We start from the raw sequence: 24606 nt of genomic DNA on the forward strand, positions 1-24606 counted from the left end.
TTACAGGGCGCTCAGCACTGCGCGGCCCAGCGCCTGCAAATCTGCCGTTGAACGCAGCTCACTGGCTGCCAGCAGATCGGGCGACGACGCTTTCAGCGCCAGCTGCAGTTTCCTGTTTACATCCACACTCTCTGCCAGTGACTGCTGGCGCGTGCGGCGCTGATGCAGCTTTGTGCTATCACTCAGCGTCAGCGTGACGTCATGGAAGCGCAGGGCGGGATTAATCGCATCGGGCGGCGCGCTGTTATCGGGAGTACGACGGACGCGGGCGGCCAGTGGCATAATCTGATGATTGAGATCGCCTTCGGCGAAATCCTGCAAACGCAGATCGCCGTAGATCAGCATCGCAGCAATCACATATTCCAGGCTGAAACGCGCTTCAATGCCGTGCGTCGGAACGGATATGGAAGCGGCGATGTCACCGCCTGGCGGGAAGGCGACGGTGATATCGACAATCTGGCTCAGCAGCGCATCAAGAGGTTTGCCGGCTGCCAGCCACTGCTGGCGCAGCATTTGTGCCGCTTCCGCTGCGCTGTGGGTACCCGCGCAGGTTGGGAAAGGTTTGAACTCCAGTCCGGGCGCGCTAATCCGCCAGGGGCGGCCCCAGTTTTCCAGCAATTTCTCCGGCTGCGCCTGACCCGAACTGCTGGCTGCCAGAAAAGCCTCAATCACACCCCCCTGACGGCCATCTATTCCGGCCAGTGTCAGCAGAGCCGCTGACACCGCACGTTCTGCGGCAAAACCAGCGTGCAGTGGTTTCACCGCCGAACCAAACTGTGCGCGTAGCCCGCTGGCCTGGGTGGCAGCGATCCCCAGCAGGGTCGCGGTTGCATCACTCTCCAGCGCCAGCAAACGCGCCAGTGCCGCCGCCGCTGCCAGGGTGCCCAGCGTTGCCGTGTTGTGATAGCCCAGCGCGTAATGTTGCTGGCTGATAGCCAGTCCCAGGCGACCTGCCATTTCCACACCCGTGACGTAAGCATCCAGAAAACGGTTCAGGCGCTTTGGCTGATATTGCTGCCAGGCGAGCAGGGCGGGCAGGATCACTACACTGGGATGACCGCGAAAATCGGCATGAAAATCATCGTAGTCCAGCGCATGTCCGGCATAGCCCAGCAGCAGCGCCTGCGAGCGCACGCTGCCGTCGCGGTAGATTGTGCGCAGTGCCGGTAAGCCGCTATCTGGCACCTTGCCCTGTAACACCGGCCAGCTCACCGCCAGGAAGTCCCGCACACCTTCACGCGCGTGCTGGTGCGCTGACTCATCCGGCTGACTATAAAGGATATGTTCAGCCAGCATTGCGCTCAGGTTCATTGCGGTCGCTCCGGAAAATGGTGTAGTTCGTGGCGAAACGCGATCGGCTGTTCGCCCAGTGATGCGGGATTATCGCTGCTCATAGCGGGTTTCCTTCTGCTGCTGTCTGGCGGCTCAGCCAGGCATCATGTGCCGCCGGGTCCAGTACTTTTTTCATATAGAGGGTGATGTGACCTTTACCGAGATCGCGGGTATGCATCGGCTGGAAGCCACGTTTCAGATACATCTCTTTCAGCCAGGGGTGATGGGTGGCGGTGCCCAGCGAGACCGCAGGGGCATGCAACTGATCGATCAGGATTTCCTGCTCTAACCGATCCTGAACCTGGCGACCAAAATGGTGGCCGGGATAGTCGGGATGCGCGCCAAACCAGCCGATATGCGGCAGCCCAAACGGGCCGGGCAGCGGCCCCCAGGGATAGCGAACGGTCACTGATGAAACCATCTGGTCACGCATGTAGAGCGCATACACGCCATGATTCTGCAGATGGCGTAATGCTGTAGCGCGGTCAGCCGTGGCGGCATCAAATTTAATGCCCAGCGCTTTGACGGGTGCATAGGCGGCATGCATCAGCGCCAGATAAACATCTACCTCATCTTCTCTGACCTGACGAAAATCGAGTTGCATAATATTTCCCGGAAAACTGCCAGGCAGGCAGTTAATTCATTCAGCCAGAATGAGAGATTAACAGTAAAAGCCGGGTCGCTATGTGTGAAAAATAACTAACCTAATGCGGATTTGTGAATATGAAATGGCCGGTTTTTGATTGCTTAAATTGTTATTTGTCGTAGTATTCAGAAAAGAAATTAAATTCCATGAAACGCTATTAACTCACTGTAATAAAAGTCTTTTTCTATTTTATATAATCAGGATGCTGCTGTGTTAGCCATTACATCTCCGCGAGCCTATGCGCATGAGGCGGGCCTGCGCATCCGCGCCGGTCAGTTTATTAAACCCTATGCCACCCATATTCGTATTTTTACCTCTCCTCAGGCGTGGCAGGCGGTTAATCCGGAATTAAGCCAGAGTCTTGAAGAGAATGGCATCCGCTGGCAGCTCGACTATTTAGAGGGCGAATGTACAGAACAGGCCATCGCCAGCTTAAAACACCATACCGAACAGCAGGGCGCAGAACTGCTGCTGGCGATTGGGGGTGGACGCGTGCTGGATGCGGCTAAAGCCGCTGCCAGCCAGTTGCCGACGGTCACGCTGGTTAACTTTGCGACCCAGGCGGCAACCTGCGCGGCCTGGTCACCGATTGCCATCATCTATAACGAGCAAGGCGGCCATCTGCGCAGCCAGCCGCTGGGGAAAATGCCGGAGCTGGTGCTGGTAGACAGTGAAGTGATCGCCCGGAGCGACGTGCGCTACCTGAAAGCGGGTATTGTGGATGCGCTGGCCAAATATTATGAATTCCGGCCTTACCAGCAGCACAACCCTGATGATCTGGCTTTGGATCTTAAGGTGATGACCGCGCGGCAGGCGCTTGACACTTTCCGGCAGCAGGGAGACGCCGCGATCCTGGCCTGCCAGCAGCAGCGGGTCACGCCTGAACTGGTCAGAGTCATTGATGCCACTATCGTGCTCGCCGGGCTGGCGAACAGTGTGCGCGACCTGCTGCCGACGCCGGGCTTTGCGCACGCCATTCACAATCGACTGACGCACCTGCCGGAGCTGCATCACTGGCTGCACGGTGAGAAAGTCGGCTTCAGCCTGCTGGTGCAGTCGCTGATGGAACATGACGGCGTCGCGGATGCGGAACTCCTTGCGCTGCTGCGTCACTACGATATGCCGCTGAAGCTGCCGGTGTTACGCGGCGATCGCCATAGCGCGCTGCGCAACATCGCGCAGCAGATTAAATTCCCCCAGGCCTGCGCAGAACGGCTGCCGTTTAGCGTCTCCGCCCGCGCGCTGGAACAGGCGCTGCTGGCGACGGACACCCTTTTTTAAGCGCGCGCTGCGGCGCGCCTTTTCACCTTACAGACCAGGAATCGTTCATGAATCATTTCACTCCATCACGTCGCCTGCGGCTCGGCCTGTTTGTTCAACCGGTGGGTCAGCACGTGAGCGGCTGGCGTCTGACGGAACAGCTGGGCGATCCCACTGACATCGACTGGCTGATCACGCTGGCTAAAAAAGCCGAAGCGGGTAAGTTCGACCTGTTCTTTGTGGGTGATGCACTGGCAACCAGCATGTATCGTCTGCCGTCGACCATGGCACGCCTTGAACCGCTGACGATGCTGGCGGCGCTGGCGGTCCACACCAGACGTATTGGCCTGGCCGCAACCGCCTCTACCACCTTCAGCGATCCCTTTACGCTGGCGCGCAGTTTCTCGTCACTGGATCACATCAGCCGTGGCCGGGCCGCGTGGAACGTCGTGACCTCGTTTTCCACTGACGTTGCACGTAACTTCAGCCGCAGCGATATGCCCGACCACGCTTCCCGCTATGCCCGTGCGCGGGAGTTCCTTGAGGTGGCAGACAAATTGTGGCGGGGTTGGGAAGCGGGGGCAGTACAGCCCGACAAAGCGACCGGGGACTATTTTGTTGATGAGAAGATCAAACCGATCAACCATCAGGGCGAGCATTTTCAGGTACAAGGCCCCCTGAACATCACGCGTTCGCCACAGGGACGTCCGGTGATTATCGAAGCAGGTTCTTCTGCTGATGGTCAGAAGCTGGCGGCTGAGACAGCGGAAGTGATCTTTACCGCCTCCGCCAGTCTGGAGGAAGCGCAAGCGTTCTATCGCACTCAAAAGGAGCAGGTCATTGCCGCCGGGCGTAACCCGGATCATGTCGTGATCATGCCCGGTGTCATGCCGATTATTGGCCGCACGCGTGAGGAGGCGAAGGCGCTGTGGAAAAAGCTGAATACGCTGGTGGATATCGAGAACGGGCTTCGTCAGCTTTCACTGCGGTTCAGTATGGATCTCAGCCAATATCCACTGGATGGCCCGGTACCGGAGGTTCCGCTGGGCGAAGGTAATCAGAGCCGCGTTAAGCTGATGACCGATATGGCAAAGCGCGAGAATCTGACGCTGCGTGAGCTGGCCGCCGTCGCCGCCGGTTCACGCGGACACCGCGTGATTGTCGGTACCGCTGAAGATATCGCCGACGACTTCCAGCAGTGGCTGGAGCAGGGCGGGGCTGACGGCTTTAACATTATGCCAGCCATTATGCCTGAACAACTGGATCTGTTTGTGGAGCTGGTGATCCCGGAACTGCGCCGTCGCGGACTGTTTCGCGATGAGTATGAGTTTGCCACGCTGCGGGAGAATCTGGGGCTTAAAGTGATAACCGAAGAGAGTTAACAGCCACGGTCATCACGGGAAATATTACCGCAATACTGCATGCAGTTTGCTGGAAAAGGATATGCGGTTAACTCAGCAGGGAGGCTGGAGCCTGTATTGTGCCGCACTATTTTCCAAAAGCGTTCTGCAAACCCATTCATACCCGATATAGTGCAAATCTATCCTCTGGGATGTGAGATCGCTGAATGTCAGAATACAGGTTCTATACCAAAGGCAAATACACTGTTGCACTTGAAAGATCGGACGTAACACGAGCTTTCGATCTGACAGAGCAGGGTTATAAAAAACAGTTCGAGGAAGTTCGTGCCTCAGATGAAAAACAGGCACTCGCACGCTTCGCGGATATCCGCAGGGACAAACGCATCGACCAGCACAACTTTCTGGCGGGCGCGGCCACGATGCCCCTGATTGGCGTATTAACAGCGATTGCTTTCTCTCTCTTCTGGCGAAAAAAAACGGGAAAATAACCCTGTGTTGATTCACTTTGCAGGGGTTTAGCTTAGCCTGATATCAGAATAACCAGGGAGCAGGACGCCGTTCCCTTTTCACCTAAAAGGACTTATCCATGAAAAAGATCATTCCCATTTTCTGCTGTGCCCTGTTAGCCGGTTGTGCGCCTCTCACTCCACACGAATGCATTAAAAAAAGCGCACTCGAAACCTGCAACTATAAACGTTCAGGAAAAGTCGGGGACAACGATATCTATGGTCAGCAGGCATCTGGCATTAAAAAAGCGCTGGATGCTGCACTATCAGAGCCGCACGCCTGGAAGGGGAAACGCTGTAATGCCCATCTGGATTTCAAAATTGATGGCACCCTGGATAATTTTATTATCAAAGGGGGCGATAAAGATTATTGCAACGCGCTCAAAGTGGCGGCAAAACGCGCCAGATTTCCGGCTTTCACCGACCAGCATGTTTTCGATGTGATGGGATCAGCGCGCTGGAATATGGAAGGACAGCCCTGACACGCATCATGCCCGTTAAATCAGCCCACCAGACAGCCCGCAATCGCGGGCTGTCTGGCCTCCCAGCACCACCATTATCAGAACTGATAAGACACGCTGACATTCACGTTACGTGGCTCACCGTAAACGTAGCTGTTCATATAGCTGTAATATTCACGGTCGAAGAGATTATCGACGTTGGCCTGTACGGCAACCTGCTTATTCACCTGATAGCGGGCAAACAACGAGGCCAGCGGGTAGCTGCCCTGATATACCCGTACGCTGTCGCCGCTGGCATTGGTCACATCTTTAAACACCCGGTTCTGCCAGTTAATTCCGCCACCAACGGTGAGCTCGGGGATTGCGTCCAGCTGATAACGGGTGAAAAGCTTGAATGAGGTTTGCGGCTGATAGCTGTTGAACCGGCCACTTTTATCGCGTGCCACATAGCGGGTTGCGCCAAAGGTCAGCTGCAGATTATCGGTCAGTGCGCCATTCAGCTCGAACTCGGCACCTTTACTCACTGCACCTTTGGCGGCGTCATAGGCCTGCTCATTGCCGCTCAGATAAACGCCATCAATCGCCTGTCCAACGTTATCCTGCTCGATGCGGAAAATCGCCACGCTGGCGGTCAGCAGGCCATCGTTCCAGGCGGATTTCAGACCGGTCTCGTAACTTTTACCTGTCACCGGTGAGAGGTAACTGCCGTGAGTATCGCGATAAGTCTGCGGCAGGAAAATGGCGGTGTAGCTGCCATAGGCGGACCAGGTGTCATTAATGTCATACACCAGCCCTGCATAAGGCGTGGTGTTATTTTTAGTCATCTCTCCGCTACTGCCATGGGTGCTCCACTGGGTATAGCGAGCGCCAATAATCAGCGACAGCGGATCGGCCAGCGACAGACGTGCAGCGCTATAGACCGATTTCTGACGAACAGTGTCATCATCGTTGAGATACCAGCCCTGCCACTCCGGCTCCGCAACGTTACCGCTCCAGCTATTATTGAAAATTCCCATATCGGCGGCAGTGATTTCACCCGCCTCCGCATCGCTGAATCCATCCTGACTGTAAGCGGCATTATGCTGGCGGCTGTAGCTTGCTCCGGCCATCAACAGGTGCTGACGACCCAGTAGTTCAAACGGGCCGCTGGCAAAGCCATCGATTGAATCCATTTTACGCTTGCCGCGATCCATACTGCCATAACCGGTAGTGCCTTCACCGTTCTCCTGATCGGGATTGCCCATCACATAGAGCAGCTTATCGCTGAAGGTATTCTCGGCGTGCGTGCCATTAATATGAATATTCCAGCCGTTATCGAAGTTATGGTCGATATCCGCAAAGACTTTGCGCGAATTAGTGTTGTAACGCGCCCAGTTAGCTGATGAATTCAGGCTGCGGTCGTAATGTGTCGTGGCGTTATTACTGTAAAACATCGGCAGGCCGCCCCAGGTTGGATTGCCGGTGTTGTCATCTTCATAGTCGTAGCCCAGTGACAGCGTCGTCTTATCGGTAAGGTCCGCATCAATCACGCCGTAGATGAATTTTTTGGTTTTTTGATAGCGATCCAGCCAGCTCTCCTGATCGGTATAACCGGTCACCACACGGCCGCGCAGGCTGCCATCGCTATTAAGCGGGGCAGAGAGATCCGCCACGTAGCGCTGCTTGTTCCAGCTGCCATAGCTGGCACTCAGCGTGCCGGTCGCGGTTTTGCTGTCAGCATGTTTACGCACCATATTGATCGAGGCCGAAGGGCTGCCCGCTCCGGTCATCAGGCCGGTCGCACCGCGCACGATTTCAATACGGTCATAGATTGCCGTGTCGGACGCCGCGTCGCCGTAATTCCATGTATCGTTAACCGAGGTCGGAATGCCATCGAAAGTGAAGTTGCTGACTTTGAAGCCGCGTGAATAGTACTCGGAGCGTTCACTGTCGATAAGATTGGTGGAGATACCGGTGGCGTTGGTCAGCACATCATTAACCGATTGCAGATCCTGATCCTGCATTCGCTGCTGCGTCACCACGCTGAGTGACTGAGGCACATCTCGCGGTGTCAGCATTAATTTGGTGCCCGCGCGGGTGGTCTGCACCGCGTAATTCTGCTTACCGCTGTCACTGGTTTCGTCAGTCGTGGCGCTGACCACCATATCCTGCGATGTCTCCTCCGCCGCCAGGGCGGGGTGGAAGAGGGCGTGTATCGCCAGTGTCAGTAATGAGACGCTAAAGCTGTTTCTGAAACCTGATTCCCTGCCACTACGAGCCATAAAATTTTCCATTAAAAATTGGTATTGAGTTAAACCGTTGTGTCTTTGGTTGTTATTTTTTATCCACTCATCTTCTGGAAAAAGACGCTCAGCCAGTCATGAGAACGCCAATGATAATCATTTGCTTTATATATTCTTCAAAGGATTCAATCGAAAGTGTAACCTTATGTTAATTATTTATAATTCAATGTGATAGGAAAATTTAAAGCCTTTTAGTTGCTGGTGTTTATCAGATTTGAAAGCAGAAAAAGGGCATTCAGGTGGAATTTCACGGGGCAGTTAAGCGGTTTAACGCGGGTAAAATGACCGGACAGGTCTGGATAGCAGCGTCGCCATTTGATTACTGGCTGTTAATGCGTATGATTCTCATTCTTTATTTCCTGACGGAGTTCAGCATGAAATCGTTAAGCCCGCGCAAAGCCGCTGTTGCCATGGCAGTTGCCGCTGCCTTTAGCCTGACAGCGTGTCAGGCTCCTGCTAAAAAAGCCGATGCGCCTGCCGCTGAAGCCCCAAAACCGGTTAATACCGCAGTGACACAACGCGCTCTGGGTGATGGTCTGTACGAAATGGCTTACTCCCCTGCGTCAAAAGCGTTGTTTGTCGCCAGCGCGCAGGCGTTTAAGGATGTGAACGGCGGCATGATCTATCGTCTCGATCCGGCCACGCTGACGACCAAAGGCGAAACGCATACCGACATGAAAAACTTCGGTACCGCTATCGATGAAAACGGTCAGGTGTTCTACACCACCAACTCACTGGATGGCGCGATCTCCAAAGTGGATGCCCAGAGTGGCAAAGTGCTGCAGCGTCTGGTGTTCCCGGGCAAGATCAGTAAAGAGGGCTATCCGGCGGGTGCGCGTGAAGTCCTGTGGCACGGCAACGAGCTCTATGTCGGTCGCGTAGCCGAACCGGGCTATATCTCCGTCGTAGATACCCGAACCTTTAAGCTGAAAACCGAGATTAAAAACGCCGGGAAATGGGTCACCGGTATCATCTATTCCCCGCTGACTGAGCGCATTTATGCGGCTAACGGCTCGGGTGAAATTCTGGTGATCAATCCACGCAGCCATAAAATCGAGAAGCGCTGGACCGCAGGCGATGGCAAAGAGTATCTGTTCCTGAACATGGCGGAAGATCCTGCTACCGGTCGCCTGTTTGTTACTGACGACTCCAAAGGCAAAACCACGCTGATCTTTGATGAGCGCACCGGCAAAGTGATCAAGCGCATCGAAGGCGATGCGATGGGCATCAAGTTCAATGCTAAACGCAATGAGCTTTACATCAGCCAGCGCGAATCGAAGAAAGTGCTGCAACTGGATGCCACCACCTACGCGGTGAAAAACAGCTGGTCGTTTGACAAGAACCCAAACAGCCTGCTGATTGGCCCGGACAACAATACGCTCTATGTCACGCTTAAGGCGGAATTCAACAAAGATTCCTCCACCAAAGGCACTGACGAGATTGCCCGTATCGCGCTGCCGTAATCACGCGCTAAAAGCGTCACTCTGCATTGGCAGGGAAGCGATGCGAACAAAGTGAAAGCCCGCTCAGGGAAGCCTGAGCGGGCTTTCTTATTGATAACAACGCCTCACATCATCTCACCCCATAACCAATCCGGTACAGCTCGCAAAACGATGAAGGTTGTGTGGATTCATCACTGACCCGGCTGAACGCTTCTCTCACTTTGCACTAAAAGCACAGGCATCTGAAATCCCCCTGTATCGCACTCGATTATCGCTTTACACCTATATAGTATTTGACCTATATTAATAAGGAGATCCCGTGTGGATGATTAAAACGACGGAGAGGTTTGATCGCTGGTTTACCTTGCTTAATGAGAGCGATCGCGCCTGCGTACTGGCAGCATTAATGGTGTTGCGCGAAAAAGGGGCCGGGGTTGTCCAGGCCATACGCGGATACGCTAAAAGGCTCTGTTTATATCAACATGAAAGAGCTGCGTATTCAGAGTCGCGGCGATCCGATAAGGGCTTTCTTTGCTTTTGACCCAAACCGAACGGCGATTGTGCTTTGTGCCGGAAATAAGGTGGGCAATGAAAAGCGTTTTTATCAGGAGATGCTTCCGGTTGCCGATCGGGAATTTACACACTGGCTGAATAGTTTTAAAGATGAGGAGTAACCAGATGGGCAGAACGCTTGAACAGCTTATTGCGGATGAAAAACCGGAAGTCGTTGCCGACGCACAGGCGATGGCGACGGATATCCTGCTCAACATTCACCTTGCCGAGCTGCGCGAGAAAGTGCAGAAAACACAGGTCGAAATGGCAAAGGCGCTGGGCATTACACAGCCTACCGTGGCGGGCATGGAGAAGCCGGGCCGCGACCTGAAGCTCTCTACGCTCAAGCGCTATATCGATGCGGCAGGGGGTAAGCTGCGGCTGGTGGTGGAACTGCCGGACGGCTCGCACTACGGGTTTGAGGTGTAAGCCATTCAGGCGGGGATGTCATGCCGCCGTGACCGAAAACATAAATGCAAAAAGCCCGCTCAGGTTTCCCTGAGCGGGCTTTTCTAATTCTGGCTCCTCTGACTGGACTCGAACCAGTGACATACGGATTAACAGTCCGCCGTTCTACCGACTGAACTACAGAGGAATCGCTTGAACGGGGCGAATATTAGCGGCGCAGATCCCGCTTGTCAAAGCCCTGTTTACCGAATTGCGTTCAGATGCTCGTAAAAGCAGCGGATTGGCGATTTTTACCCGATTCTGCTGGATTTTCAAACTGCCAACAGGATCTCACTTTGCGGGCATTTCTCCGCAGATGTTAGAGGCATGTCAAAGTTTTGTTGTTTGCCGATGTTAAAACAACCGTTTCAGTGCTTTTATGATAAAAATTTCAAAACGTGATTATATGGAATAAATAAACTGCTTATCATCACGGTCGTCATTATCGTCTGAAAGTGAAACGCTATTATGAAGTTAACTGTTTGCAGATCAAGTGATTGTGAAAAGGAGTGGTCGATCACAAAAATAGTCAGAACATGAAGTCTTACCTCAAATTTCCCGAAACAGACGCCAGACAGGCTGGGTGAATGTAAAAGATATTTTTCATTCGCGGTCACAGCCGCTGAGCAAGTTAACAAATAAGAAGGGTCCCTATGAACATTAAAAAAACGATTGTCGCCTCACTGTTAGCCTGCATGTTACCTGCCGCGGTTATGGCAAAAGATATCTCAGTTGGTGTCTCCATGGCGCTGTTTGATGACAACTTCCTCACCATTCTGCGTACCTCAATGAAGAAAGAGATGCAGAAAGATGGCGTTAAAGGGCAGGTTGAGGATGCAAAAGGCGACGTTTCACAGCAGCTGCAGCAGGTTCAGAACTTTATCGGTCAGGGTGTTGATGCCCTGATCGTCAACCCGGTCGATACCAATGCGGTGAAACCGATTATGGACCAGGCGAGCAAAGCGGGTATCCCGCTGATCTTTGTCAACCGCCGTCCACAGGCTGAGCTGACCGGCAAAATGGCCTATGTCGGGTCCGATTCGGAACTGGCCGGACGCTTACAGATGGAAGCGCTGGCTAAAGCGATGAACGGCAAAGGCAATGTTGCCATCCTGATGGGTGACCTGGCGAATGAAGCGACCCGTGACCGTACCAAAGGGGTGGAAGAGGTTGCGGCTAAATTCCCTGGCATCAAAATTGTTCAGAAACAGACCGCCAAATTTACCCGTAACGATGCGGTAGACGTAGTCAGTAACTGGATGACTGCCGGTGATGAGATCAATGCCATCGCTTCTAACAACGATGAAATGGCGATCGGTGCGCTGCAGGCACTGGGTAAAAATCCGGACAAAATCCTGATCGCTGGCGTCGATGGCACACCCGATGCGCTGCAGATGCTGAAGCAGGGCAAGATGGTCGCCACGGTATTCCAGGATGCGCAGGGCCAGGGTGAAGGTGCGGTGCAGACGGCAATCAAACTGGTGAATGGCGAGAAAGTTCAGAAAGTCATCAATATCCCCTACCAGTTGATTACTAAAGAAAACATGGAACAGTTTACCAAGCGTAACCTGAAATAGTCGTTCCCGACCCAGCTGTACGGAGGTGATGTATGAACGCTTTTGCGCTTGAAGCCGAAGGCATCAGCAAGTTCTTCCCCGGCGTTAAAGCCCTCGACAACGTCTCGTTGCGGGTGCGTCCGGGAACGGTACATGCCTTGATGGGCGAAAATGGCGCGGGCAAATCCACTTTAATGAAGTGCCTGATCGGGATGTATCGTCCCGATCAGGGCACCATCAAAATTAAAGGGGAGCCGGTGCAGTTTCAGGACACCATGGACGCGTTGCGTTCCGGCATTTCAATGATCCACCAGGAACTCAACCTGGTGCCTTACATGACCGTCGCCGAGAATATCTGGCTGGGTCGCGAACCGATGAGATTTGGCTTTGTCGATCACGCCCGACTTAATCAGAAGACGCAGGAATTGCTGAACCGCCTGAATATCCGCCTGAAAGCCGATCGGATGGTGGGTGAGCTGAGCATCGCGTCGCAGCAGATGGTTGAGATTGCCAAAGCAGTTTCATGGGATTCAGACATCGTGATCATGGATGAGCCCACCTCCGCGCTGACAGAAACCGAAGTGGCGCATCTGTTTACCATCATTCGTGACCTGCGAGAGCAGGGCAAAGCGATCATCTACATCAGCCATAAGATGGATGAAATTTTCACCATCACCGATGAAGTCAGTATCTTCCGTGACGGCAACTGGATCGCCAGCGATCAGACGTCGAAATATACCCGCCAGTCGCTGATTACCCAGATGGTGGGACGCGAACTGACCCAGCTGTTCCCGAAATTCAACAGCGCAATTGGTGAAGAGGTGCTGACGGTGCGCAATCTCACCTGCAAAGATCGTTTCACCGACGTCAGTTTCAGTGTGCGCCGGGGGGAGATCCTCGGCGTCGCCGGACTGGTGGGTGCGGGTCGCAGCGAGGTGATGGAGAGCCTGTTCGGCATGGAGAGCTTCGATAGCGGCGAGATCTTAATTGATGGCGTGCCGGTGACGATCGACTCACCCTCAACCGCGATTGAAAAGGGCATGGCGTTCCTCACCGAAGACCGTAAAAAGTCCGGCCTGTTTCTGGTGCTATCGGTGATGGAGAACATGAGCATCGTTAACATGCCGGAGTACAGCGGCAAAAGCGGATTTGTCAGCCATGTGAAGATGGCGCAGGACTGCATGGATCAAATCCGTCGTCTCAACATCAAAACGCCGACCATGGATCAAATCATCAATAACCTCAGCGGCGGTAATCAGCAGAAAGTCCTGATTGCCCGCTGGCTGCTGGCGCAACCGAAGATTCTGATTCTGGACGAACCGACGCGCGGCATTGACGTCGGGGCGAAAGCGGAGATTTACCGCTTAATCAGTGAACTTGCCAATCGTGGCGTGGCTATCATCATGGTCTCCTCTGAACTGCCGGAAATTCTTGGCATGAGCGACCGGGTAATGGTCATGCACGGCGGGCGTATAACCGGCATCCTCGATAAAGAAGAAGCCGATCAGGAAACCATTCTGTCGTTGGCATCCGAGTGAGGCGCGAGACCACTATGAGCAATATGAAAGCTACTGCCACCCCGGCAGCCCCGCAGCAACCCTCTTTTTTTGCCAGCCTGCGTCATAAATTGCCGAAAGATACCGGCATTTTCGTGGTGATGGTGGGGATTGCGTTAATTTTTGAAATGTTCGGCTGGTACGTGCGTGACCAGTCTTTCCTGCTCAACACCAACCGTCTGATCCTGATTGTATTGCAGGTGGCGATTATCGGGATTATCGCCGTCGGCGTGACCCAGGTCATCATCACCACCGGTATCGATCTCTCCTCCGGGTCCGTTATCGCCCTGGCGGCGGTGGTGGCCGCGAGCCTGGCGCAGACCTCTGACAGCCTGTCGCCAATGTATCCGTCGCTGGTGAATATGCCTGCGGTGATCCCTATTGCGGCCGGTATCGGCGTCGGTTTGCTGGCGGGTGTGGTCAATGGTGTGCTGATCACCCGCACCGGTATTCCGCCCTTTATTGCCACGCTGGGCATGATGGTGTCGGCACGCGGTCTGGCGCAGTATTACACCCAGGGCAATCCGATCAGCTTCCTTTCCGATGGCTTCACCTCAATCGGACAGGGTGCCATGCCGGTAGTGATTTTCCTGGTGGTGGCGCTGCTGTTCCATATCGCCCTGAAGCATACCCGCTACGGTAAATATGTTTACGCCATCGGCGGCAACATGACCTCGGCGAAAGTCTCCGGTATCAACGTTAATAAGTATCTGATTATCGTCTACACCATTGCAGGCGCGCTCTCTGGCCTGGCGGGTGTAGTACTGGCGGCGCGCGTCAGCAGCGGTCAGTCGAGCATGGGGATGTCGTACGAGCTGGATGCGATTGCCGCAGCCGTTATCGGTGGCAGCAGCCTGATGGGTGGCGTGGGCCGTATCACCGGAACATTAATTGGCGCAGTGATCCTTGGCCTGATTAAAAGCGGATTCACCTTCGTTGGTGTCGATGCGTACATTCAGGACATCATCAAAGGGATGATTATTGTGGCTGCGGTCTCTATCGACATGCACCGTAACCGCAAAAAACGTTAATCAGCAGGCGTTGCCTTCTTCCGGATGCGGGAGAGGGCAACGGTTGCTTTTTATCACCCGGCATTCGTCAGCGATAAGAAATCCTGCTGATAGCGGTTACATTCACTCCCTGTTTTTTACTCCTCTGTTCAGGCCCTGCCAGCCTTCATCAGGTGCAATGCGTTTCCACTGCACTCAAACTGTACAACCTGTCATCACTTTTCTGCACGTCTGACTCGCAGCGTCTGCACTGTCACAGTGCGCCTGACGGTTTTACTCTCTCTTCTCAGCCATTCCTGATGCTTATTAACCCATAAGAGGTAATCAGAAACGCTTATTTTCCGGGCCGTTAGGAAAAATCTGTCTGCCTGATGGCCTGAATTTTTTAAACCTGGCCTGCATCTTGCAAAATCTCTGTTATCAGGGCGATGGGATCAGACCCATTTCGCTATTCGGGGTGAGTGACGGAGGCAAGATGAATTTAAGACGACTGAAGTACTTTGTGAAAATCGTCGATATCGGCAGTCTGACGCAGGCAGCAGAAGTGTTGCACATCGCCCAGCCTGCACTCAGTCAGCAGGTCGCGACGCTGGAAAATGAACTGGATCAGCAGTTGCTGATTCGTACCAAGCGCGGTGTTACGCCAACTGAGGCGGGTAAGATTCTCTATGGTCATGCGCGCACCATTCTGCGCCAGTGTGAGCAGGCCCAGACTGCGGTAATTAACGCCGGTCAGGTGCTGAGTGGGCAGGTATCGATTGGGCTTGCCCCAGGCACCGCGGCTTCATCGCTGACCATGCCGCTGTTGCAGACCGTGCGCGATCAATTTCCGGAAGTGCTGGTTTACCTGCACGAAAATAGCGGCAGCGTGCTGAATGAGAAAGTGATGAACGGTCAGCTGGATATGGCGGTGCTGTACGATCGCGCGCCCACTGCCGGGATCACCAGCATGCCGCTGATGAAAGAGGATCTGTTTCTGGTAGGCGCCACCGATTACCCGGGAGCCAGCGTCGATCTGGCCGATGTGGCGCAGATGAGTCTGTTTTTACCGCGCGATTACAGCGCAGTACGCAAGCGGGTCGATGAGGCCTTTTCGCTGCGTCGTCTGAGTGCACGCATCATCGGTGAGATCGAATCGATTTCAACCCTGACTGCAGCCATTTCCAGCGGCATGGGCGTGACCGTATTACCTGAGTCCGCCGCCCGTTCGCTGGTGGGCTCCACCGATGCCTGGATGTCACGGATCAACAGCCCGTCATTGAGTCTGCCGCTGTCACTGAACGTCTCCGCCCGGTTGCCGCTGTCACCTTCAGCGCAGGCAGTGAAGAATATTCTGCTGTCGCTGCTGAATAAGCCGCTGAGTGAGGAGCGGGAGTTGATGTTAGTGAGTTAAGAGGGCGCTTGCAGCGGGCTGGCACTGAGCGGGTTTCGCTTTGCAGCGGGCTGCACTGAGCGGGTTACGCCCGCCAGGCGTATGGGAGTTTCAGGTCACTTAGCCGCGCGTTAGCACTGAGCGGGGTTCGCCCGCCAGGCGATGAAGAGTTTCAGGTTGCCCGAGCAGGCGGACGCGTCAAGGGGCGGACGCCCGCCCCTTAACAATCCCGGCGTCCGGCTGCCTGCGCGCCCCGCTGTGCGGGGTACCTTCGTCACGCCCTGCGGCCGACGGACCGTCCGGACTCGCCATCCCTGGCTCGTACCGTCCTTTCGCCGACGTCCTGTCGGCTCATCCTTGCCTGCGGTAGTTCCTCAGCGCTCCGGACGCCTCTGGTAAACCTTCGTCTGTAATTTCTGTATTTATTTGCTGCACAGAGCTGTTTACTGGCTGGACAGGAAGAGGTTCTATCTTTCCATTTCGACGCAATGTGAACTTCATAGCACGAATGATAAATCCATGTTGGCGTGAAGAATTGCTGATGCGACTTTTAAATTATTCTGAATAGCTTTTGGGCACGTTTTTTTTCTCTGATACCGGGTTATTCCGCGATCTCTATATCTGAAACAATAAAACTTCAATCAGGTTGATTTCACGCTGTATGAAAATTGATCTGATGTTTGCCGGAAGATAGTTTAATCAGGCTGTGAAAGCAGTGGGCCTGTCAGCAGAAAACAGGCTGGCTTTCTCTTTTTAAAATGGAGTTTAAAACGATGGCTATTCCAGCTTATCTCTGGCTTAAAGATGACGGTAACAACATTATTGTCGGATCAGTCGACGTGGCAGGTCGTGAAGGCGCTATTGAAGTCCTCGGCCTGAATCACGGCGTCATGCTCTCCACAGACAACGTGACGGGTAAAACAACCGCTGTCCGCGAACACGCTTCTTACAGTTTTGATAAAGAGATCGATAAGTCCAGTCCCTGCCTTTACCGGGCTGTGACCTCAGGTCAAAAGCTTTGCTCAGCGGAAATAAGATTTTACCGGATAAATGACGCGGGGCAGGAGGTGGAATATTTCAATACTTTGATGGAAGGCGTAACCGTTATCTGTGTGGGCCCGATGATGTATGACGTTAAATCCTGCTATGGTGAGGCGCGGGATCATCTGGAAACTGTAGAGCTGATTTACGAAAAAATTACCTGGCGATATGCAGACGGAAATATCGTCCACTCGGACAGCTGGAATGATCGAGTGACAGCATAAAGGAATATAACGATGACATGGACATATGAGCAAAGCACGGGTCACTTATACCACAACAGTGAATTTATTGAGGCCGGCTACTCAGGTAGTCTGACTAACAAAAATAATCCCGATCGCCAGCATGTAAGAGGGATGGGGCCCCTTCCTCAGGGAACGTACAGAATTGCAGGGCACTCCACATCAAAAGGACCCCTGACCATTATTCTGGTGCAGACTTCCGGAGAGTCTTTTGGCCGTTCGGCATTTCGCATTCATGGCGAAAGGGTCAATAAGCCAGCGGGCTTCGCCTCAGAAGGCTGCATCATTATGTCACTTGCAACCCGGCGACGCGTGCTGCGTGAAGGCGGGACGCTGGAGGTGGTCCGATGAAATATCTGATATTGATTGGCCTTCTGCCCTTCGCGGTCTGGGCTGGAGCGAATACATCCGACTGGGAAAATTCGCTGAAGGGCATCGCGTCAGGAGAGCAAGCCTGGCTTGCAAAAGTGCCCCAACTGGCAGCTACGGCTGATGTTCAGCAGGCAACCCGGATGGAGGATGCCCTTGCCTCGGCGTTAGCAAAGAATACCCCGGACGTGCTGGAGACGCTCCGGGTTATTGACGCCAGATCCTGGCCCCATATGGCAGGTACAGACATTGTCTGCAGCGTTCCGGCTGAGCAACCTACAGCCTTTATAGAGGATTTTTATCAACAAACCCGTCTGGCGCTACTGGCAACTGACCAGGGTGCGACCTGTCTGTGGATCCTGGAAGCAAGCTATGAAGAGATGAAAGCAGAGAGCGCCAGAATGCGTAATCTATCGCCTTCTGTAAAATAGCCTCTCCCCCAGACCGGGTTTCAGTCAAATTCTGAAGTCCGGCCGCCCATCTCAAACCTCTCTGTACCCCCAAAACCCACCCCGTTATTCCCTAAAGTCATAAATGCGAATTTTTTAGTATTTCCGGTTATCAATAATAGTTCTTACCATCAGATAATCAGATTATGTAAAGGGAGGTAAATACCGTGAATTTCCAGCAGCTTAAAATCATCCGCGAGGCGGCCCGCTGTGAGTTTAACTTAACGGAAGTCGCTAACACGCTGTTTACCTCCCAGTCGGGAGTAAGTCGGCACATCCGCGACCTGGAAGATGAACTCGGGGTTGAGATCTTTATTCGTCGCGGCAAGCGCCTGCTGGGGATGACCGAGCCGGGCAAAGCGCTGCTGACCATCGCTGAGCGTATCCTGGATGAAGCGGGCAAAGTGCGACGTCTGGCCGATGTCTTTACCAATGAAACCAGCGGCATCCTGACCATAGCCACTACCCATACTCAGGCGCGCTACAGCCTGCCGAAAGTCATCAAAGCGTTTCGTCAGCTCTATCCTAACGTCCGGCTTGAACTCAATCAGGGTTCGCCGCAGGAAATTGTCACCATGCTGCTGGCGGGTGAGGCGGACATTGGCATCGCCAGTGAATTACTGGTCAACAACAGCAGCCTGGCGGCGTTCCCCTGGTTCAGCTGGCATCACGCCTTACTGGTGCCGAAAGGACATGAACTGGTGCAGAACCAGCCGGTTTCACTGAGCACGCTCAGCCGCTATCCGCTGATCACCTACCGGCAGGGTATCACCGGACGTTCGCGGGTTGACCGTGCATTCCAGACGGCCGGTTTAAAACCAGATATCGTGCTCAGCGCTCAGGACTCCGATGTGGTGAAAACCTACGTCAAACTCGGTTTAGGCGTGGGGATACTGGCCGATCAGGCGTGTGAAACTGAAGAGAGTGAAGAGCTGGTGCGCCTCGATGCCACGCATCTGTTCGATGCCAGCACCGTATGGCTCGGCCTCAAGCGCGGCCAGCTGCAACGCAACTACGTCTGGCAGTTCCTGGAACTCTGCAACGCCAACCTGTCGCTGGAAGAGATCAAGCGTCAGGCGCTCTCCTACAGCAATGACGACGAACCGGTTATCGACTTCCAGATTTAAGCACACGGCGCATCCACCCGGATGCGCGCCTGTTTCCGCACGGCATAAAATTTCAAATCATTGCGAAAATCTCCCCTATCGACCTTTCTCACCCCGCACAACAACATCCTGCGCTGACCCGGCGCGATAAAGTGGAATCAGCTGACCACAAGGGGATGATATGTCGCGACTACAACTTAACGATAGCGATCTGCTGCGCCAGCAGGCGCTGTTTAATGGACGCTGGCAGGATGCGCATCAGGGCGCCACGCTGCCGGTTACCGATCCCGCCACGGGCGAAACCCTGGCGACGATTCCGGCACTGGGTCGGGCAGAAACCGGGCAGGCGATAGCTTATGCGGAAACTGTGCGCATCAGCTGGGGCAAAACTACCAATGCCAGCCGTGCCGCGCTGCTGGAAAAGTGGCATCAACTGATTATTGAACACGCTGACGACCTGGCGATTATCATGACCGCCGAGCAGGGCAAACCGCTGGCGGAAGCCAGAGGCGAAGTGCTCTATGGAGCCAGCTTCGTGAAATGGTTCGCGGAAGAGGCACGCCGCATCTATGGCGACACCATTCCCGCACCCAGCGAGGACCGGCGCATCCTGGTGCTGAAACAGCCGGTAGGCGTTGCCGCCGCGATCACGCCGTGGAACTTCCCGATTGCGATGATCACCCGCAAGGTGGCGCCCGCGCTGGCCGCCGGATGCCCGATTATTGTTAAGCCTTCCGAGTTAACACCGCTGTCCGCGCTGGCACTGGCGGTACTGGCAGAGCGCGCGGGCTTCCCGTCCGGCGTGCTGCAGGTGCTGACCGGCCTGCCCACGGAGATTGGCGCGACGCTGACTGAAAGCCGCACGGTACGTAAAATCTCCTTTACCGGTTCAACCCGCATCGGACAGTTACTGATGCAACAGAGCGCCGACAGCATCAAGCGCCTGAGTCTGGAGCTGGGTGGCAACGCGCCGCTGATCGTGTTTGATGATGCCGATATTGAGATTGCCGTCGCGGGGGTCATGCTCAGCAAGTTCCGCAACGCCGGGCAGACCTGCGTCTGCGCTAACCGCATCCTGGTGCAGCGAAGTATCTATCCGCGTTTCACCGCCCGATTGCTGGAGGCGGTCGCCACTCTGAAAGTGGGCGATGGTTTTGCGCCCGACAGCACTATTGGCCCTTTGATCAATAGCCGCGCGGTAGAGAAAGTGAACGGTCATATCGATGATGCGCTCAGCCAGGGAGCAACGCTGCTGACCGGCGGCATCAGCCAGGGCAACGGGACCTTTGTGCAGCCCACGGTGCTCGGTGAGGTCACCGCCACCATGCGCATCGCCCATGAAGAGACGTTTGGTCCGGTCGCGCCGCTGTTTATCTTCGATGATGAAGAGGAGGCAATCGCGATGGCAAATGACACGCCCTACGGCCTGGGTGCCTATTTCTTTACCGAGAACATCCGGCGCGCATGGCGGGTAGCGGAGGCGCTGGAGTTTGGCATGGTCGGCTTTAATACCGGCGCTATTTCCCTGGAGGTCGCGCCGTTTGGCGGCGTGAAACTCTCCGGTATTGGCCGGGAAGGTTCCCGCTACGGAATTGATGAATATCTGGAACAGAAAACATTTCACATTGGCAGTCTGTAACTAAAAATGAAAAAAGCCAGCCGGATAATCCGGCTGGCTTTTTTTTGCCTGAGGCTCCGTAAAAACTTACCGGCGTCAAATAATTGTTCTGAAAAATTAAAGAATTTATCAGGGATGTGAAGCGGGTCGTTAAATCGGCGGATCATGTGAACCGGATTGAGCCGCCTGACCCGAAATATCCGCTTTGGTGCAATTTCCGTGCAGGTTGCACCAGCAGGGCGCATAAATTTTGTGAAGTAAATCATCTGTTTAATTGTTCGGCAATTCCGCAAAAAATCCCCCGCCAATACGGCAGAAAATTTTTTTGCACTGTTTTAAACGCATTTTTATTTTTTGCCCGGCTGGCATACTTTCTGCATTAGCTTATTAACAGCGCAGAAACCGGCAGTTTTAAACGCTAATAAACCAGCAACTGATGGGTGTAACAAATAAGGAATTCTTCCATGTTAAGTTTCGACCCGGAAAAAGTTTCTCTTCCAGCTGGCCATTATATTGGCGGCCAGCACTGTCAGAGCCAGGGCGCATCCTTTGAGGTTAAACGTCCCTCCGATGGCAGGGTCTATGCCACGCTGCAGGACGCCACGCCGCAGGATGTCGATCGTGCCGTTACTGTGGCGCATCAGGCGCTGAAAAGCAGCGGCTGGTCCGGTTGTCCGCCGCGCGAACGCGGACGGATACTGCGCCGCTGGGCCGATCTGATTGAGCAGGACGCGCTGCTGGCACAGCTGGAAGCGCTGGGCTCCACCCGGCCGATCAATGACGTGGTGCTGCACGAAATTCCTTTTACCGCCGAAGCGATTCACTTCTATGCCGAATGCGCTGACAAATACAGCGGGGATCTCTTTCCCACCCGCGACAGCAGCCTGGGCATGCTGATTGCCGAACCTTATGGCGTTATCGCCGCGATTACCCCGTGGAATTTCCCGCTGTCGATGGCGTCGTGGAAATGCGGACCGGCGCTGGCGGCGGGCAATGCGGTGGTGCTTAAACCCTCTGAACTGACCCCGTTTTCTACCGTGCGCATGGCCGAACTGGCCATTCAGGCTGGCTTGCCGGCCGGCGTGCTGAACATTGTACAGGGCAGTGGCGCGGTGACCGGCAGCGCGCTGGTAAAACATCCGCTGGTGCGCAAAGTCTCGTTTACCGGCTCGACGCTGACCGGTCAACGCATTATGAGCGATGCCGCGCAGCACGGCATGAAGCCGGTGACGCTGGAACTGGGCGGCAAAAGTCCGCAACTGGTGTTTGATGACGCGGGTGACCTTGAGGTGCTGGCCCAGCGTATTCTGCGCGGCTTCACCGCCAACGGCGGTCAGGCCTGCGTGGCGGGCACCCGTCTTATTGTGCAGCGCAACATTGCCGATCCGCTGGTGGAGCGGCTGGCTCAGCTCTGCCGGGAGGTTAAACCGGGTGTCACCTGGCAGGAGGGCAGCCGCTACGCGCCGCTGATCGACGAACGACAGGGCAACAAAGTCTGCTCGGTTATTGAGGCGGCAAAAGCGCAGGGCGCAGAAGTGCTGGTGGGCGGTGAGCGTTTTGCCGACACCGACGACGGCTGGTTCTGGCAGCCCACGCTGCTGAGTCACGTGGCGCAGGATAACCCGGCGGTCCAGCAGGAGATTTTTGGTCCGGTGCTGACGGTGCAGACGTTTGATGATGAAGAGCAGGGACTGGCGATGGCCGCCCATGACACCTATGGCCTCTGCGCCGGTGTTCACACCCTGAGTCTGCCGCGCGCGCTGCGGGCAATGCGCGCCATCGACGCGGGCACCGTCTGGATCAACCGCTATGGCCGCTCCGGCGACTTCATCATTCCGACCGGTGGCTTTCTCGGCTCCGGCATTGGTAAAGATTTAGGCCGCCAGGCGTTTCAGGCCTGCCAGCGCCAGAAGAGTGTACTCATCGATTTCTAAGCGCAACTGACAATGACGAGGGTGTTACATGGCACTGTTTAAACCGAAATTCATCACGTTTGACTGTTACGGCACGCTGATTCGCTTCGATATGGCGGGTGCCGCGCAGCGCTGTTTCAGCGACCGCGTCGACCCGGACGCAATGCTCGCCTTTACCACCGACTTTTCCAGCTACCGGCTGGATGAGGTGCTCGGCGCGTGGAAACCCTACTACGACGTGGTGAGTAATGCCCTGCAGCGCACCTGCAAAAAGTGGGGCGTCCGCTGGGACAAAGCCGACAGCGACTTTATCTACACCGACTGCGCCAGCTGGGGTCCGCATCCCGACGTGCCCGCCGGGCTGGCAAAGGTGGCTAAGGAGTTTCCGCTGGTGCTGCTGACCAACTCGATGAAAGACCTGATCCCGCATCACGAACCGCGTCTGGGCGCACCAATCTATATGGCTATCACGGCAGAAGAGACGGGAGCCTACAAACCACAGATGAAGGGCTTCGAGTACATGCTGGATAAGCTCGGCTGCGGCCCGGAGGAGATCCTGCACGTCTCCTCCAGCTTTCGCTATGACCTGATGACTGCCCACGATCTCGGCATCAAAAACAAAGTCTGGGTTAATCGCGGTCATGAACCGGCGAATCCTTATTACCAGTACACCGAAATCAACGATATCGGCGGCCTGCCTGGCGTCGTCGGACTCTGAGGAACACCCCATGAAACTGGAATCGTTCTGGCAGGCCACCGCTCCGGCCTTTACCGGTGCCGCACGCGAACCGCTGCCCGCACAGGCGGACGTGGTGGTGATTGGCGGTGGCTTCACCGGCATCTCGGCGGCCCTGAACCTGGCGCGCAGCGGCATCAGCGTTGTGCTGCTGGAGAGTGGCGACGTGATGAGTCAGGCCTCGGCGCGCAACGGCGGCCACTGCAACACCGGTGTGGCGCAGAACTTCGCCTCGCTGGTGGCGAGCCAGGGTCTGGAGCAGGCCAGCCGCTTCTATCGGGCATTTGATGAGGCGGTGAGCTATGTCCAGCAACTGATCCAGGATGAAGCGATCGACTGCGATTTCCGGCTGTGCGGCAAACTCAAGCTCGCCAGCAAAGCGTCGCATGTGGCCGGGCTGCAGGAAGCGTATGAGCTGATGCGGCGCACCGTTGACCCGGAGATCGAACTGCTCGACAAAACCGCAGTGCGTGACGAGATCGCCAGCGATGACTTTCATGGCGGCCTGCTGCAGAAGCGTGGCGGTCAGATGCACATGGGCAAGTTCGGCGTCGGGCTGGCTGAGGCCGCCGCCCGCAGCGGCGCGAAGATTTTTCCGCACCACGCCGTGACGAAGCTAGAACGCCTGAAGGGTTATCAGCATCGGGTAGAGACCGCGCAGGGCACCATTCTGGCGGACAAAGTGCTGATGGCGACCGGCTGCTCCAACGTCGGCCCTTTTCCCTGGTTTCAGCGCCGCATTGTGCCGGTCGGCAGCTTTATCGTGGTGACGGAGGCGCTCGACCCGGCGCTGCTGCGCCAGGTGCTGCCAAAGGATCGCACCTACGTCACCTCACTGAATATCGGCAACTACTTCCGTACCACGGCCGATCGCCGTTTGGTGTTTGGCGGGCGGGCGCGGTTTGCCGTCAGCAACCCGACGTCGGACTCGCGTAGCGGTGAGATCCTGCGCCGGGCGATGACGCAGATGCTGCCACAGCTTGGCCAGTCGCAGGTGGATTACTGCTGGGGCGGTATGGTTGACATGACCGCCGACCGTCTGCCGCACGCGGGTGAACAGGATGGCCTCTTCTATTCGCTGGGCTACAGCGGTCACGGCACCCAGATGTCGGTGTGGATGGGACGCGTCATGGCCAGTCTGCTGGCTGAAAAGCGCACTGAAAATCCCTGGCAGCGCGATACATGGCCTGCGCTGCCCGGTTATCACGGCAAGCCATGGTTTTTACCGCTCGCAGGACTCTATTACAAAGCAAAGGATCGCCTTTCATAACGTCCCGTCGGGTGCTGACCGCCAGGTCATCAGCACCGCCAGAACATGATCCCCGGTTCGCCTGACTATTGAGGGTACA

Annotated in this window: 21 protein-coding genes, 1 tRNA gene and 1 pseudogene; 19 read left to right on the forward strand and 4 right to left on the reverse strand. The window is 55.2% G+C overall.

The annotated features are described in order from the left end of the window. Together HFD94_RS03610 and HFD94_RS03615 are read right to left on the reverse strand one after the other, a co-directional pair. Entirely contained in the window at window positions 1–1311 is a 1311-nt protein-coding gene (locus HFD94_RS03610) for an MmgE/PrpD family protein (RefSeq protein ID WP_122888721.1), read from the reverse strand. A 79-nt stretch (window positions 1312–1390) separates the two neighbouring features. Next, window positions 1391–1936 (reverse strand): N-acetyltransferase, encoded by a 546-nt coding sequence (locus tag HFD94_RS03615; protein WP_033758314.1) that lies wholly within the window; start codon window positions 1934–1936, stop codon window positions 1391–1393. Between the two features lie 252 nt (window positions 1937–2188). Here HFD94_RS03615 and HFD94_RS03620 point away from each other — a divergent pair, with 252 nt between their 5' ends. The 4 genes from HFD94_RS03620 (at window position 2189) to HFD94_RS03635 (ending at window position 5587) form a co-directional block, all read left to right on the forward strand. Then, on the forward strand, window positions 2189–3259 hold the full coding sequence (locus HFD94_RS03620; protein WP_122888722.1) for an iron-containing alcohol dehydrogenase family protein: 1071 nt from the start codon (window positions 2189–2191) through the stop codon (window positions 3257–3259). 47 nt (window positions 3260–3306) lie between these two features. Continuing rightward, a complete protein-coding gene (locus HFD94_RS03625; RefSeq protein WP_033788362.1) occupies window positions 3307–4620 on the forward strand; it encodes an LLM class flavin-dependent oxidoreductase in 1314 nt (437 codons plus the stop codon). Window positions 4621–4805: 185 nt separating this feature from the next. Continuing rightward, window positions 4806–5087: a hypothetical protein gene (locus tag HFD94_RS03630; protein ID WP_010247933.1), complete on the forward strand. Its 282-nt coding sequence runs from the start codon at window positions 4806–4808 to the stop codon at window positions 5085–5087. Between the two features lie 98 nt (window positions 5088–5185). Next, window positions 5186–5587: a cell envelope integrity TolA C-terminal domain-containing protein gene (locus HFD94_RS03635; protein WP_010670921.1), complete on the forward strand. Its 402-nt coding sequence runs from the start codon at window positions 5186–5188 to the stop codon at window positions 5585–5587. 77 nt (window positions 5588–5664) lie between these two features. Here the strand turns inward: HFD94_RS03635 and fhuE are convergent, their stop codons facing one another. Continuing rightward, window positions 5665–7827 carry a ferric-rhodotorulic acid/ferric-coprogen receptor FhuE gene (fhuE, locus tag HFD94_RS03640; RefSeq protein ID WP_122888723.1) on the reverse strand — a complete coding sequence of 721 codons (2163 nt, stop codon included), beginning with the start codon at window positions 7825–7827 and terminating at the stop codon, window positions 5665–5667. Window positions 7828–8222: 395 nt separating this feature from the next. Here fhuE and HFD94_RS03645 point away from each other — a divergent pair, with 395 nt between their 5' ends. The 3 genes and pseudogenes from HFD94_RS03645 (at window position 8223) to HFD94_RS03655 (ending at window position 10271) form a co-directional block, all read left to right on the forward strand. Continuing rightward, window positions 8223–9311, forward strand: coding sequence for a YncE family protein (locus HFD94_RS03645; RefSeq protein ID WP_029519393.1), 1089 nt, complete (start codon window positions 8223–8225; stop codon window positions 9309–9311). Between the two features lie 298 nt (window positions 9312–9609). Further along, window positions 9610–9964: pseudogene (locus HFD94_RS03650) on the forward strand (type II toxin-antitoxin system RelE/ParE family toxin). Window positions 9965–9968: 4 nt separating this feature from the next. Next, the gene (locus HFD94_RS03655) at window positions 9969–10271 is read left to right on the forward strand and encodes a helix-turn-helix domain-containing protein (RefSeq protein ID WP_010247918.1); all 303 of its coding nucleotides are present in this window, start codon (window positions 9969–9971) and stop codon (window positions 10269–10271) included. 90 nt (window positions 10272–10361) lie between these two features. On the opposite strand, the gene HFD94_RS03660 is transcribed toward HFD94_RS03655, so the two are convergent. Next, a tRNA-Asn gene (locus tag HFD94_RS03660) sits at window positions 10362–10437 on the reverse strand. 505 nt (window positions 10438–10942) lie between these two features. Between HFD94_RS03660 and HFD94_RS03665 the strand changes: the two genes are divergently transcribed. The 12 genes from HFD94_RS03665 (at window position 10943) to HFD94_RS03720 (ending at window position 24527) form a co-directional block, all read left to right on the forward strand. Beyond that, the gene (locus tag HFD94_RS03665; RefSeq protein WP_167432760.1) at window positions 10943–11866 is read left to right on the forward strand and encodes a sugar ABC transporter substrate-binding protein; all 924 of its coding nucleotides are present in this window, start codon (window positions 10943–10945) and stop codon (window positions 11864–11866) included. Between the two features lie 32 nt (window positions 11867–11898). After that, a complete protein-coding gene (locus tag HFD94_RS03670; RefSeq protein ID WP_122888724.1) occupies window positions 11899–13383 on the forward strand; it encodes a sugar ABC transporter ATP-binding protein in 1485 nt (494 codons plus the stop codon). Window positions 13384–13406: 23 nt separating this feature from the next. Then, complete coding sequence (locus HFD94_RS03675; RefSeq protein ID WP_170933484.1) at window positions 13407–14432, forward strand: ABC transporter permease; 1026 nt, start codon at window positions 13407–13409, stop codon at window positions 14430–14432. A gap of 454 nt (window positions 14433–14886) precedes the next feature. Continuing rightward, window positions 14887–15804 carry a nitrogen assimilation transcriptional regulator NAC gene (gene nac / locus HFD94_RS03680; RefSeq protein ID WP_010247899.1) on the forward strand — a complete coding sequence of 306 codons (918 nt, stop codon included), beginning with the start codon at window positions 14887–14889 and terminating at the stop codon, window positions 15802–15804. A 752-nt stretch (window positions 15805–16556) separates the two neighbouring features. Further along, window positions 16557–17048, forward strand: a complete 492-nt coding sequence (gene tssD, locus HFD94_RS03685) for a type VI secretion system tube protein TssD (RefSeq protein ID WP_122888975.1) — start codon at window positions 16557–16559, stop codon at window positions 17046–17048. Window positions 17049–17060: 12 nt separating this feature from the next. Next, the gene (locus tag HFD94_RS03690; protein ID WP_010247892.1) at window positions 17061–17417 is read left to right on the forward strand and encodes a tlde1 domain-containing protein; all 357 of its coding nucleotides are present in this window, start codon (window positions 17061–17063) and stop codon (window positions 17415–17417) included. Beyond that, window positions 17414–17866, forward strand: coding sequence for a hypothetical protein (locus HFD94_RS03695; RefSeq protein ID WP_010247890.1), 453 nt, complete (start codon window positions 17414–17416; stop codon window positions 17864–17866). Before HFD94_RS03690 ends, HFD94_RS03695 begins: the two co-directional genes overlap by 4 nt. Before the next feature lie 185 nt (window positions 17867–18051). Further along, complete coding sequence (gene cbl, locus HFD94_RS03700; RefSeq protein ID WP_010247887.1) at window positions 18052–19011, forward strand: HTH-type transcriptional regulator Cbl; 960 nt, start codon at window positions 18052–18054, stop codon at window positions 19009–19011. A 160-nt stretch (window positions 19012–19171) separates the two neighbouring features. Then, window positions 19172–20629 (forward strand): NAD-dependent succinate-semialdehyde dehydrogenase, encoded by a 1458-nt coding sequence (locus HFD94_RS03705; RefSeq protein ID WP_033758293.1) that lies wholly within the window; start codon window positions 19172–19174, stop codon window positions 20627–20629. Between the two features lie 443 nt (window positions 20630–21072). Continuing rightward, window positions 21073–22542, forward strand: coding sequence for an aldehyde dehydrogenase (locus HFD94_RS03710; RefSeq protein WP_167432761.1), 1470 nt, complete (start codon window positions 21073–21075; stop codon window positions 22540–22542). 28 nt (window positions 22543–22570) lie between these two features. Next, window positions 22571–23239 (forward strand): haloacid dehalogenase type II, encoded by a 669-nt coding sequence (locus HFD94_RS03715; protein ID WP_031591248.1) that lies wholly within the window; start codon window positions 22571–22573, stop codon window positions 23237–23239. A 10-nt stretch (window positions 23240–23249) separates the two neighbouring features. Then, entirely contained in the window at window positions 23250–24527 is a 1278-nt protein-coding gene (locus tag HFD94_RS03720) for an FAD-binding oxidoreductase (protein ID WP_010247879.1), read from the forward strand. Window positions 24528–24606 lie beyond the last annotated feature (79 nt).

Origin of the sequence: Pantoea sp. EKM20T, assembly GCF_011800485.1 — a bacterium.
GTDB classification, from domain to species: Bacteria; Pseudomonadota; Gammaproteobacteria; order Enterobacterales; family Enterobacteriaceae; genus Pantoea; species Pantoea agglomerans.